At 38.4% G+C, this 13,516-nt stretch carries 13 protein-coding genes; 6 read left to right on the plus strand and 7 right to left on the minus strand.

Translation table 11 applies throughout. The features are described 5' to 3' along the window. Positions 1-562: 562 nt before the first annotated feature. The 6 genes from RQ973_RS04280 (at position 563) to RQ973_RS04305 (ending at position 5,566) form a co-directional block, all read left to right on the plus strand. Positions 563-2,059, plus strand: a complete 1,497-nt coding sequence (locus RQ973_RS04280; RefSeq protein ID WP_311522870.1) for a gliding motility protein — start codon at positions 563-565, stop codon at positions 2,057-2,059. A 41-nt stretch (positions 2,060-2,100) separates the two neighbouring features. Then, complete coding sequence (locus tag RQ973_RS04285) at positions 2,101-2,526, plus strand: hypothetical protein (protein ID WP_311522872.1); 426 nt, start codon at positions 2,101-2,103, stop codon at positions 2,524-2,526. A gap of 173 nt (positions 2,527-2,699) precedes the next feature. Beyond that, positions 2,700-3,026, plus strand: coding sequence for a PadR family transcriptional regulator (locus RQ973_RS04290; RefSeq protein WP_006149048.1), 327 nt, complete (start codon positions 2,700-2,702; stop codon positions 3,024-3,026). Then, on the plus strand, positions 3,013-3,606 hold the full coding sequence (locus RQ973_RS04295) for an HAAS signaling domain-containing protein (RefSeq protein WP_311522875.1): 594 nt from the start codon (positions 3,013-3,015) through the stop codon (positions 3,604-3,606). Before RQ973_RS04290 ends, RQ973_RS04295 begins: the two co-directional genes overlap by 14 nt. Then, a complete protein-coding gene (locus tag RQ973_RS04300) occupies positions 3,599-4,507 on the plus strand; it encodes a DUF4097 family beta strand repeat-containing protein (protein WP_311522877.1) in 909 nt (302 codons plus the stop codon). Before RQ973_RS04295 ends, RQ973_RS04300 begins: the two co-directional genes overlap by 8 nt. 87 nt (positions 4,508-4,594) lie before the next feature. Next, positions 4,595-5,566, plus strand: a complete 972-nt coding sequence (locus RQ973_RS04305) for a DUF6574 domain-containing protein (RefSeq protein ID WP_311522879.1) — start codon at positions 4,595-4,597, stop codon at positions 5,564-5,566. 156 nt (positions 5,567-5,722) lie between these two features. On the opposite strand, the gene RQ973_RS04310 is transcribed toward RQ973_RS04305, so the two are convergent. From RQ973_RS04310 to RQ973_RS04340, 7 genes are all read right to left on the minus strand, one after another. After that, positions 5,723-6,580 (minus strand): DUF4299 family protein, encoded by an 858-nt coding sequence (locus tag RQ973_RS04310; protein WP_311522880.1) that lies wholly within the window; start codon positions 6,578-6,580, stop codon positions 5,723-5,725. A 123-nt stretch (positions 6,581-6,703) separates the two neighbouring features. After that, the gene (locus RQ973_RS04315) at positions 6,704-7,690 is read right to left on the minus strand and encodes a rhodanese-related sulfurtransferase (protein WP_311522882.1); all 987 of its coding nucleotides are present in this window, start codon (positions 7,688-7,690) and stop codon (positions 6,704-6,706) included. Between the two features lie 128 nt (positions 7,691-7,818). Next, positions 7,819-8,508 carry a CPBP family intramembrane glutamic endopeptidase gene (locus tag RQ973_RS04320; protein ID WP_153224668.1) on the minus strand — a complete coding sequence of 230 codons (690 nt, stop codon included), beginning with the start codon at positions 8,506-8,508 and terminating at the stop codon, positions 7,819-7,821. Between the two features lie 158 nt (positions 8,509-8,666). After that, positions 8,667-10,151 carry an ABC transporter substrate-binding protein gene (locus tag RQ973_RS04325; RefSeq protein ID WP_311522883.1) on the minus strand — a complete coding sequence of 495 codons (1,485 nt, stop codon included), beginning with the start codon at positions 10,149-10,151 and terminating at the stop codon, positions 8,667-8,669. Between the two features lie 109 nt (positions 10,152-10,260). Continuing rightward, positions 10,261-11,181 carry a carbohydrate ABC transporter permease gene (locus RQ973_RS04330; RefSeq protein ID WP_311522884.1) on the minus strand — a complete coding sequence of 307 codons (921 nt, stop codon included), beginning with the start codon at positions 11,179-11,181 and terminating at the stop codon, positions 10,261-10,263. Between the two features lie 13 nt (positions 11,182-11,194). Continuing rightward, complete coding sequence (locus RQ973_RS04335) at positions 11,195-12,124, minus strand: sugar ABC transporter permease (RefSeq protein WP_311522885.1); 930 nt, start codon at positions 12,122-12,124, stop codon at positions 11,195-11,197. 214 nt (positions 12,125-12,338) lie between these two features. Continuing rightward, a complete protein-coding gene (locus RQ973_RS04340; RefSeq protein ID WP_311522887.1) occupies positions 12,339-13,448 on the minus strand; it encodes a DUF4767 domain-containing protein in 1,110 nt (369 codons plus the stop codon). Positions 13,449-13,516: the final 68 nt, after the last annotated feature.

Here is a 13,516-nt window from a genome sequence, read left to right on the forward strand (position 1 = left end):
AACTCACTTTTCAAGCTAGACATCTGTCTGGCTTTTTTCTTTTAAAAAGGTTTGAAAGGCCTCCTCACAAGACTTTCGTTAAGCTAAAACATGCTATAATATACCTAGGAAGATTTATCGTTTAAATTTGATAAAGAAGACCATGATGGAAACAACTATACAATTTATCTCTCAAAGAAGTCGAAACTCTCTCAATTGAAGGGGATTGTTTTGCCCCTAAAAACATCCATGTAGATTCCTCTAACTTTTTAAATGATATACCATAGTTACGCTATTTCAACTTTTTTACTGGTATCCTAAAAAGTAAGGACGCAACTTCAATCATTAATCTGATAAGGCTAGAATATCTAACAATCAAACCTTCCAAGGAGGTTAGCCTTTTGCATCATAAAATCCTTCAATTCCCAAAATTGAAGGATGGCTCAGTCATTGAGAAACCAGAAATCTATCTAAAATAAAATCTTAAAGAACTTTACTTGTTTTAACTCAATTACAAACAAGTATTTGTTTAAAAGTCTAAAAAGACTATTGAAAATGTAGTAACATTTAAGGAGAAATTTATATGCTAGCAAAAGCAGGGGACGTCTATTGTGTTTACAATTTCCATCTAAAAAAATACATAGCTTGTCAGATAACCAAGATCGAAGAGGGGGAGAAAAAGCCTCAGGCTGTCCTGTTGTCATTAGACTGGTCAGGAGATCAACCTATTAAAGAAGAAGAGCTAGCTTCTTTGAAGCCACTCTATATAGATTTTATGTACTGGGAAAGAAACTTACATCTGTGTAATGTTGATATTCATGTACCGTCAAATTATATTTTTATTGGGAATACAAGACCATTAACAACCGAAAGCACAAACACATATGCTATGTTTTGGGGGAATGGTTACGATATTTATAGGCAACTGAAATGGCAAGAAATACCAAAAGAAAAAAGAGATTTATTTAAGAAAGCAGATAAAAGCAAGGAAAAGGTTTCATTTGCAGGAAATGAGTATCGTATTTCTAAACACAATATCAATGACGAGTGGACGCCTTTTGAAGACGCATTAGAATTAAAGGTCTTCCCTTGTTTATCTAAGTTAGAATTAACTAAATGGCACAAAAATATATATGAATATTTGCAATCGACTCCTTTTATTACAGAACTAGTTCTTGAAAAGCATGGACAAACAAAACTGGATTTTTCTAAGACATCCATACACCGACTTTCCATTGATTTGACAGGTGTAGAGGAACTTAGATTGAATGATGATTTGGAGGAGCTACTCTTATTAGGAGACATGAGCGACAATTGTCAGATACTTGTAAAGGATCATGGAGCCAGCTTACGATTACAACTTGATCGTTCTCTGCCTAAGGTGCTGGGATTAAAGGATTTGGGAGCCATCCATTGTTCTAACATCCTTGAAATAGACTTTGCACAAATCTTGAATAACTATCCAAATCTTAGGGAATTGAGATTGTGGGGGAAACCTGGTAATATTCTTAATTTCCATAAATTATCAGAGTTAAAAGAGTTAATCAATTTTTCAACCGTTGATTTGTTTGGCTTTACTGCAGAGGATATCCCAAAACCAGAAGATTTACCTCAATTAAGCATGTTTTGGATGAGTAGCTTACCAGAAGATGCCGCTAAAGTAGCCAAAAAATATTATAAAAAACAACAGGACAAGGGACTGAATCTTTGGATAACAAAACCGAGGAAAGCTGAATGGCTAGCCCAAAACCTAGATAATCCATTTCGCTCATGGGATGGACAAGAAAATATTTCAACCGCAAATGCAAAAAAAGCAGCCTCTCTATATAGAAAGACTAGAGCAAGCCTTATAAAGCTTCTAGAAAACCCCAATGAGAACACTATGACAAACGTAGAAGTTCTCATAAGAGAATATACTCAAGGTTTCAATAAAATGGACAAACGTAACTGTTTTATTGAAACAATCGAGAGAGAGGATATCTATAGTGCCCTAGTTGAGATCTTAGATTTACTACCTGAAGATTTAGGAATGGACAAAGAAAAATTTATAGAAATCTTTGATGAGCTAAAGGATTTTTAAATGAGAAGCCTTTCTAGTTCATTCCTGAAACGGAGATTATCATGACTAACTTTATACAGACTATCACAGTAGAAAATCGGCAGGTTGACAAAGAAAATTACTTTACAATTGGCTACTCTCCTGAGATAGAAAAATCTTTACTGTGTGTTTATATTTCTTGGATTGCTGGTTACGAACGCTATTACGAGTTAGATGACGGAGATTTGGCTCTCTTTGAAAGGAAACGAGAAGAATTTCTCAAAAAATATGAAAAAGAAATCAAGGCTTATCGGACTGAAAGATTGATTGGTTCTGGGGCTCTGAGGGATTACAATTTCAGATCTTTGCCTGAGAATATCCTAGAAAACTTGGATAGCTATCCTCCATTTAACGGATATGTCTATCAAAACGGCACCCTCTGTGCCAAAATCAAGATTGAAGACAAGTATTTTTATCTTCCGCCCATTTATGATGAGGATTGCAGATAGGTATTGCCTCAAAGTAATGCAAAACAGCCTCCAATCTTCTAGTTTTTACTAGGAGATTTTTTATATATAAAAATTTTACACATATTGCTTGACAGGGCTTACAAATAGATGTATGATGTATGTGTAGAATAATTATATATAAAATTTTTACATACTAAAAAAGGAGGTGCCCCATGTATTTTCCAACATCAGCGGCTTTGATTGAATTTCTCATCTTGGCCATCCTAGAACAAGGGGATTCCTATGGTTATGAGATCAGCCAAACCATTAAACTCATTGCCAAAATAAAGGAATCCACCCTCTACCCCATCTTGAAAAAACTGGATACCAACCGCTATCTGACTACATACTCTCGCGAATATCAAGGTCGGATGCGGAAGTACTACTCCTTGACAGAGATTGGGGAGGAGCAACTATTTGTACTCAGAGAAGAGTGGACACTCTACACTGACACCATCAATGGCATCATAGAAGGGAGCATTCGCCATGACAAGAACTGAATATTTGAATCAGCTTGAAGCCTATCTGATGAAGCTTCCTCAATCTGATCGCATCGAAGCCATGGACTACTTCAAAGAACTTTTTGATGATGCTGGTCCAGAAGGTGAGGAGGAACTTATCGCTAGCCTGGGAAGTCCAAAAGAAGCTGCCCATGATGTCCTGACTACACTTCTTGATAAAAAGATCAATGAAGAAAAATCCAGTAAGAACGACCGCCATATTTTACGCATCGCTCTACTAGCCCTTCTTGCAGCTCCTATCGGCATTCCGGTCGGAATTGCTCTTCTCATGTCTATCATCGGCATTTTTATCGCCGCTGTCAGCGTACTTATAGCCTTCTTTGCTGTATCAGTAGCTGGACTAATCCTAGGAGGCGTTCTCCTATTTGAAAGCTTCTACGTTCTGGCTGAATCGACATCTGCTTTTGTACTGATTTTTGGTGGAGGTTTACTAGCGATCGGAGCTTCGTCTCTAGTCTTACTAGCGACTTCCTATGTAGCACGTTTCTTTGGATTACTAGTCCTTCGACTTATCCAATGGATTCTTAATAGAGGAAAGAGAGGTGAAAGACATGCGTAAATGGACAAAAGGATTTCTTATCTTTGGTGTTGTTACCAGTATCATTGGTTTTTCCATGATGATCATCGGTATCCAAACAGATGGTGTCAGAAGCCTCCTTACAATGTCTCAAAATCCAGTATTTGAAAGTCGAATGGAAGAGCTCGTTTTTGATCAAGATATTGAAAATCTAAACATCTCACTAACAGAACATTCGCTCGTCATTACGGAGTCAAACGATGATAAGATTCACCTTCAGTATCACCCGACCATCTCTGAAAAAGAAAATCTTCAACACTCTATCAAAGAGAAAAGTCTTGAAATAACCGATACCAAATCAACTACACGTCGCTCTATAGGTTCTAGTATCGAAGGTATCCTCTTTATCGCAAGCGGAATTTCTAGCCGCAATGATGAAGTTGTTCTCTCATTACCAAGAGAAAGAGAATTAAAAAATCTAACTGCCCAGGTAAACCATCGTGTCCTTTCAATTGCCAATGCAAAACTCAGCAATGCCAAGATTCTGTCAAATGGCTATCTTCTTCGTATCACTGATAGCGAGATTAAAAATAGCCAACTGATCACAGTTGGAATTGTCAATGTATTTGAAACAAGTCTAACAGATAGTCGTATCCAAGCAGATCATGAACATATCAAGGCAGACGATATCCAAGTGCACGGTAGAGTGGAATTCGAGGCAAGAAAAGATATCTCACTCGAGTTATCCCAAAAGGAACTTGAGCGAATCAATGTTGAGTTTTCTGCTGAACATGGCGATATCTATCGCTGGCATCGAGACAGACGTGACATACATACGGGAGGTAGTAAAGGTGAAGCATTAGCGAACCCTTACAAAACAGAAAAAAAAGATACGCAAGATCTCCTCGTCGCAAAATCGAATCAAAGTATCTATTTCCCATAATAAGATCGCTTGCTTTCTTATAGAAATCATGAATAAAGACAACTAGTAGTTACTACTCAAAAATTAATCAAAAAAGGGAGGTCTATTATGACTCAAGAATGGTTTGAAAGTGCTGATTTCGAAAAAACAGCCAACAATGATAAAAAAGATAGCCCATCCGACTCAGTTCTCCTTGAAGAAGATGCAGAGACAAGAGAAGAGGCGCCAGTAGTTGAGGAAAATCCTCAAGCCAACCCAGAAGATAAGGAAACTAGTGAGGAAACTGTAGAGACTGAAGAGCTCGCTGAAAAATTAGAAAAGATAGACGAGTCAGAAGAACCTGTTAAAGAAGCTTCTCAGAAAAGTCAATCTTTGACTAGCAAGTCTTTGGAAAGCCCATTTTTACCAGATTCTGCATCTACAAAAACAGCAGTATTTGCAGTTTTCAAAGAAGAACTGGCTGATCTTTGGGTTTGGCTACAAGGAGCCCTTAAAGAACCGACAGCAAGCATTGATACAGATAAAAAACATAGTTATAATGCCTTTGCACTCCTAACTATCTTTTCTGCTCTTAGTTTCTTCTGTGCGATTTATCATATCAAGCATGACTACTACGGCCATATGGCGGCTATCAACTCTCATGCCGTCGAGCAGTTCCCTTCACTGAATCTCTTTTCTATCTTCTCCATCTTGGTAGCGACAAGCTTATTCTTCTTTTCTATCCTTATGGGTGGATTCGTAGTCAAACGTTTTGTAGATCAGGACAGCGATTGGACACTGGAAAGAGCCTTTCAAGAGTACAGTAGGCTCTTCGCCCTTCCTATCCTACTCACAGGAGTCGCTAGCTTCTTTGCCTTCTTTAACGGCCTACGCTTTGCAGCTCTTCTCAGCCTCATTAGTCTAGGTATGGTCCTACTTGGCAACCTCTACATCATCTCAAGACCGAGTAAGGATAGTAAAACTGATCCTTTCTACCGTCTTCTCTTCGCAGTCCTCGTCAACGGAAGCGTCCTATTTCTCTTTTTCCTAGCAGAAATGGCACTGATTTCTGACTATCTCCGAATCCTAGCTTTTATGTAAGATAAAGGTAGCGAGATTGAAAGATATTAACTTTAGAGGATCATTACTATAAAATTTTAAAAACAAAAAAAGCGAACAAGACAGAATTCTGATAATCAGAAAACTAATCTTGTCCGCTTTTTAACTTTATAGAAACTTTTGTCACAGATTCCTTATTTATCTATTTGCTAAAGATTCAAAATCTTCCCCTAAGATTGGTCCTACCACTATTTGGTTGGCATCCAAGTCCTGATAAAGTTCTTTTGGAAGAGCTTCTAAGAAGGTTTGATAATCCAGTCTAGCTACTGCTTCATAGTCTTCAGGCTTAGAACCATCTCCAGATATTTTCACCAAGTCAATCTCCCAGACAAGGTCCTTACCAGCTAACTGCTCAACATAAGGCACGGGAACAACAGGACCTTTCGGCAAAATTGTCTTAACCCCCTGAGCCAGGTGGTAGATTCCATGAACCTTACCTTCACCATCTGGATAGAATTTAGCGCTGGAAGGATAGGCATCAGACCCTTGAACCCTCTTAACTAGCTCTTCAAAACGTGCCAAGCCATCTTCTTCTAGGAAGCTTTCTAAGTCCTTCTTATCAAAGTAAATAGTTGATAGAATTCCTTGGCAAAAGGCCAAACGAGCAGCCTTATCCGCTAGATAGCTCTTAACCGTTTCTTGAAAATAGTTTTCCAAATCAAAGTCTGCCAAGCCTTCAACCGCTTCACCAAGCTTGCTAGACAAAGCCCGCAAGAGCCCTTCTACAATCTCCCAGTCAGCTCTTGTAATCAAGTCAGGAATGATTACTTGATAGCCTTTTTGAGCATCTAGATATCGAACTTTAAAGAGAAATTGAGACTTACCTACGATACCACACTCGATATACTCAAGGCGATCAAGGGGTTGACGGAGATAGACAGCATCATAACTATGCGATTCCAAGCCATCTACTAGGGCCAAGACTGACTTAGCTGTTAAAATCTCCTGTTGTCCTAAAATACTTTGTTTATTTGGAATAAAAAATGTCTTCACCATAATGGTCTCCTTTGAAATCGTTTACATATAGTATACACCATTTTCCTGAAAGATGCAGAAACAAATTTAAGATTTTTTAGTCAAAAGCATAGAAAAACAGCCCTTTAGGACTGTTAATGTTTATTATACAACTTCAGAATGATCTAGGCTCTCACCAATTTCTGCTAGACGCTCGATGACTTGATCTTGTGTCAATTCATGTTCTAAAACATAGCGATTACGTGGGTGGACACGACACTCGTGTGAGCAACCACGGAGATATTTATCTTCGTTGTCTTCTGATGCCAAGATACGACGGTTACAGAATGGATTTCCACAGTTGACATAACGTTCACATGGTGTTCCGTCAAACCAGTCTTTCCCTACAATGGTTGGGTTAACATGGTTAATATCGACTGCGATACGCTCGTCAAAGACATACATTTTCCCATCCCAAAGTTCCCCTTGAACTTCTGGATCTTTCCCGTAAGTCGCGATTCCTCCATGCAATTGACCGACATCTTTGTAGCCTTCACGGACCATCCAACCTGAGAATTTTTCACAGCGGACTCCACCTGTACAGTAAACTACGACACGCTTGTCCATGAATTTTTCTTTGTTATCACGGACCCATTGTGGTAACTCACGGAAATTACGAATATCTGGACGGATAGCCCCACGGAAGTGTCCAAGGTCGTACTCATAGTCATTACGAGTATCAAGGACCACTGTATCTTCATCTAGGAGGGCTTCTTTAAATTCTTTTGGAGACAAGTAAGCACCTGTTGTTTCAAGAGGATTGATATCATTGTCAAAGTTATCATCCTCTAAACCAAGGTGGACGATTTCCTTTTTATAGCGAACAAACATCTTCTTGAAGGCTTGCTCACTTTCCTCGTCAATCTTGAACCAGAGGTCTTCCATACCTGGAAGGCTGTGAACATAGTCCATGTATTTTTGGGTTGTTTCGTAGTCACCAGAAACGGTTCCGTTAATCCCTTCATCAGCGACTAGGATACGACCTTTGAGGCCGATTGATTTACAGAAAGCCAAGTGGTCAGCCGCAAATTGTTCTGCGTTTTCAATTGGGACATATTTATAGTAAAGTAAAACTCGAATATCTTTTGACATTTGCTTCTCTTTTCTAAGATTAAATTATCAGAATTTTTTATTCAACTATACCAGTATACTCTCCCAAGAAAGCGAATGCAATTTATTTGACCGAAAATTGAAAAACAAGACCATTTTCAGATCTTGTTTCAGCTAAATATTCGGTGAAGAAAGGTTAACAAAAATGGTAAGGTTGCTACGATATTATTGATAACATGAACGATATAACCGGGATAGATACTCTTGGTATAGCGAGTTAGACCCGCATAAAGGATTCCAAACGTCGCAAAAACAAGAATATCTAGTACACTGGGAAAACTTGTAAAGTGAGGAAGAGCAAATAAAACCGAAGGAAGAATCAGGTCAAGCCCAAATTTCGAATCTTTAAAGAAGGCATGTTGGAGCAATCCTCTATAAATCAACTCTTCCATCAGAGGCCCTAGAAAAAATAAGGACAGGTAGAGTCCCAACTCGGCAAAATTTGTCTCACTATAACCGATTAACACAGCCCAACCTTCATAGGTAGACTGAACATGTCTAGCCGTTTGGAAATTAAACGTTATATGAAGCACAGCTACGAGAATTGTCAGCACTGTAAACCACAGCCATTTTTTCTTAGGAATAACAAAAAGATATCCATGACCTGTCTTGACTAATATCCATACCATCAGTCCGATGAAGACTAGACTGACAAGATTTCGAATCCAGAAAAAATTGCCAATTTGAGAAGAAAATTGCCAGTAGTTTTGGATTATAAGTGTTAGCTGAGAAAGTCCATATACGAAAAATAAGTAGGATAAGATTGCACTAGTTTTGAAAATAAGATGGTATTTTTTCATATACTTATTACCAACGATGCTTGTAAGGCAAATGCCTAGGTTCAAAATGCATATAATTATATGTATTTACTCTAAAAAGAATCACTACCCCGTCTGGAAAAATCCAGACAAGGCAGTGATCGCATCTTTTAGGAATGAATACACGAAATCAATTGTTCTTAAGATTTTTTGTTTTTCAAGAATTCGTCGTATTGTTTTTGCATTTCATCCAATACTTTTTGGTAAGCACCTTCAGATTTCAATTTTTCCATCAATTCTGGAATAGCTTTTTCTGGGTCTACAGTACCAGTGTTGATAGCTGTATCGAATTGTTGCATAGTGTTAGTGATAGCTGAAATTTCAGATTTCACGCTGTCAGTGTTAAAGATGAATCCAAGAGCTGGAGATTCTTTTGCAGTTTCCAAGTCTTTCTTAGATTGTGCGATTTGCTCATCTGTAACGTTTTCATTGATGTAAAGAATCCAGTTGTTACCAGTGTTCCATCCTGACATGTGAGTGTTTCCTTTGTATCCATCAAGGACTTTAACACGGTTTTCTTTACCTGCAACTTTTTCCCAGTTCTTGCCTTCTGGTCCATAAACAAGTCCGTTCAAGAGTTCTGGGTTAGTGTTCAAGAGGTTCAACACTTCCATTGCTTTTTCTTTGTTCTTAGAGTTGTTTGAAATTACAAAGTTTGCAACTTGAGTTGTTTGGTTTTTCTTGATGAAGTTAGTAAATGGTTTGATTTGGATGTCTCTGTTAGCAACACGAGAAAGCAAGCTGCTACCGTAGTCAGCTGGTCCTACTGTCTCTTCGCGAACAAACCAAGTATCTTGAGTAAGGTCATATGAAGTATCGCTAGTTGCTACGTCTTTTGGAATGTATCCTGCTTCATAGAATTTGTGAAGAGTCTTCAAGTGTTCTACGAAACGAGGAACTTCGTAACGGTTAACGATCTTAGTAGTATCGCCTTCAAGGTCGATGACGAATGGAAGTCCGTTTGCAACTGGGTAGTCAAAGTTTTCTGATGGGATAAAGTTTTTACCAACAGCGAATGGCATTACATCTGGAGCTTTTTCTTTGATTTGTTTCAATACTGGTTCAAGTGTTTCGTATGAAGTTACACCTGAGATATCAATTCCATATTTTTCAAGAAGTGGGCCGTTGAAAGCAAAGTTTTGTGAAGATGCAACATTGGCTGCAACTGGAACAGAATAAATCTTACCGTTTACAGTGTTACCTTTGATGTAAGCTGGGTCAAGCGCTTTATAAAGATCAGCCCCTTCTTTCTTGTACAATTCTGTCAAGTCAGCATAAGCACCTTTTTGAGCGTTTACTACGTAGTTATCTGCAAATGCGATATCATAGTTTTCACCTGATGAAGTGATAACTGACATTTTCTTACCGTAGTCACCCCAACCAAGATATTGGATATCCAATTTAGCACCAACTTTTTCTCCGATGATTTTGTTTGCATTTTCTAGCAATTCATCCAAGTTATCTGGTTTGTCACCGATTTGGTACATTTTGATAACAGTTTTGTCACCTGATGCTGAGTCAGCAGCTTTTTGGTTGTTTCCTTTAAGGTTTCCACAAGCTGCAAGGCTAGCAGCTAAAGCGACAAGGCTAGCAGATGCAAAAGCATATTTTTTCCAGTTTTTCATTATAAAAACTCCTTTTTTTATTTTTAAAGTTATTAACAAATTGAGATTGTTGATTTTCCTTTGCCAGAAAAATCAGCGTTAGAGAAGAAACATTGTTTCTTAGACTTCCTTATTCTTTAACACCACCGATAGTCAAACCTTTTACAAAGTAGCGTTGGAAGAATGGGTAGAGGATCGCAATCGGAACAGTCGCAACAACGACCATGGCCATACGACCTGTTTCTTTTGGTAGGGCAACCGCAAGTTGTCCTGACATACCAACTGACTTGGCAATGTAATCCATGTTGTTTTGGATTTGCATGAGCAAATATTGCAATGGATACAAGTTATCACTCTTGATGTAAAGAAGGGCGTTAAACCAGTCATTCCAGAACCCAAGCGCTGTCAATAGGGTAATAGTTGCGATACCTGGTAGTGAGAGCGGTAAACAGATTTGGAAGAAGATACGAGCTTCACTAGCTCCATCGATACGAGCTGATTCGAGGATTGCTTCTGGGATGGTCTTCTTGAAGAAGGAACGCATCAACATGATATTGAATGGTGATAGAAGCATCGGAACAATCAAGGCCCAAATGGTATCACCAAGGTGAAGCAACTGAGTTACCACGATATAACCTGGTACCAAACCAGCATTGAACAACATACTAAGCAAAGCGAAGATTGTAAAGAATTTACGATACTTAAATGTTGAACGTGAGATGGCATAGGCGTAAGTTGTAGTGATAAAGACGTTTGTCAATGTACCTACAACTGTCACAAACACTGAGATAAAGAGCGCTTGTAAAATCTTATCTTTAAACTGAGTCAAAAACTCAAAACCATCTAATCCAAATTGTGATGGGAAGAAGCTATATCCATATTGAACAATACTCTTCTCATCTGTAACTGAGATAATGATGACAAAGATAAAAGGCAAGATACAAGAGAAGGCTAGCAAACCAGATATGATACTAAAGAAGATATCTGCTTTCTTGCTGAAGGAGTGTATGCCAACATTATCAATTTTTTCTTTTTGAATTTTTTTTGCCATATGCTCCTCCTTTCTAGAATAGGGCTGAGTTAGGATCTACACGTCTTGCAAGTAAGTTTGATAGGATAACCAGAATCAAACCGACAACTGACTGATAGAGACCCGCTGCTGAAGCCATACCGATATCTGCTGTCTGAGTCAAACCGTTAAAGACGTAGACGTCCAATACGTTTGTTACACTATAGAGCTGACCAGCGTTGTGAGGGATTTGATAGAAAAGACCGAAGTCTGCACGGAAGATGTTTCCGACTGCAAGGATGGTCAATACTGTCACAAGTGGTGTCAACTGAGGAATCGTTACGTTGCGGATACGTTGCCATTTGCTAGCACCGTCCACTGTCGCTGCTTCGTAGTAAGTTGGATCAATCCCCATGATTGTTGCGTAATACATAACACTACTATATCCAAACCCTTTCCAGATACCTAGGAAGAGGAGAAGATAAGGCCAGATACTGATGTCAGCGTAGAAGTTAATTCCCTTTATGCCAAGAGTTTCCAAGGTGTGGTTAATAAGCCCTTTATCGATATTTAGGAAAGCATCTGTAAAGAAACTGATGATAACCCAAGATAAGAAGTAAGGGAATAACATAGATGTTTGGTAGATTTTAACCATTTGCTTAGAGCGAAGTTCACTAAGGATAATGGCGATACCAACTGACACAACCAAACCGATAAAAATAAATCCAAGGTTGTAAAGCACAGTGTTTCGAGTGATGACAAAGGCATCTTTCGAACTAAACAAGAATTTAAAGTTATCTAGTCCAACCCATTTACTATTTATAATACTGTGGACGAATCCTTCACCAGTCATATGGTAGTCTTTGAAGGCAACCACATTTCCAAATACTGGGATGTAGAAGAATAGAATCAACCAAAGTGTCCCTGGTAAAACCATTAAGAGAAAAATCCAATTATCTCTCAAAGTTTTTGAAAACTTGTTCATAATTTCCTCCCTTTTTATTTTTCTAAAACTTAATAATCTCACAATTTTTAGATTTGATAACGTTTACAAAAATAGTATACTCTTATTTTAAGGATAGTTTAAACTACTAATTATAGAAAAAACTCCACAAATTATTTTATGTGGAGAACTTTTTTATATAAGAAGGATGTTTCACGAGAAACGTCTTGCTTGCAAGAGGAGTTGCCCATCTCTACTAATTGAAAACTCCTTCCAATATCGGTTGGTGAAAACTAGCAAAATGAACCTGGGCATTTATAATGGTACCTGCTTCGTTTTTCTCAATCTCAGGTTGCCCTTCAGTATGTAAAATAGTAGGGCGACCATCCTTGTAGCCAAAGAGAATCACTTCTGTCCCTGCTTCATTCACATAACAAGCTAAGATTTCAAACCGTTTTTCACCAACAGTATAGCCATGCCATTTAAAGGTATAATTCTCTCCATCGACTTGCCCAAATTGCATAATCTGATCTGGGACTGCAAGCCCATAATAACGACCATATGTTGCTAGGTTAGTCGACTTAAATTTTTCACTTTTACTATCTGAGTAAGATTCCATGGCTACTTTTATCTTGTCTATTAGAGCACTATTGTCTGCATCTGGCTCATTCTCTGTAGTTACGCCCGTTTTTAATAGAAATTCCTTAAAACCTTGTGCTAAATCTGTGTTTTCAGTCTCTTCAAAATTCACAGCACTGATAGTTTCTAGTGTCTTATCAGCATACAAAACCTGCGCTTGCCCATCCTTGAGTGTAAATAGGTAGAAATGTCTGGCTTGATCGTCATAGTAGGCATCCAAAACCAAGTAATCATAGGCATTGTCACTGGACACCCCGAAAATATTCCATCTGACTTTTTTCTGAGAAACAGTTGTTGTTTCTAATTTTTCAATGAGTTCATTTTTTTCATCAAAATTTCTATGCTCTAGTCTATGATAGGACTGCCCCATAGAAGAAGCCCAGCTTGCAAACTCTTCCTGCCATTTTTCGGTATTGTACTGGACTAGCTTCTGAAAATCCGAGTAGTTCTTCATAATCAAGGCTTGGTCAGTCGGATTAGATAGTTGAAGTTCTTCCATGGCTACAAGAGTAGCAGCCATAGGTGATTGAACAGCTGTATCCTTGGCTTCTTTTTCGTGGGAAAGAGCCTTTTGATAGGAGGCCGCTAGGTAATGAAAATAGTTGGTTACTTCCTTGGTTTCTTGCTCCCTCGGTGTTGATGGATTAGTTACGCTATCTTCAGTCGCCTTGTGGCAAGCAGATAAAACTAGCACACTCACACCTAGGACTAGTAGTAGTTTTCTCATGGTCAAACCTCCACACTATCCTTATACCTTCATTATACTCCTTCCCTATCTCCAAATCAAAAAACATC

The sequence above is a fragment of the uncultured Streptococcus sp. genome (assembly GCF_963511325.1).
Lineage (GTDB): Bacteria > Bacillota > Bacilli > Lactobacillales > Streptococcaceae > Streptococcus.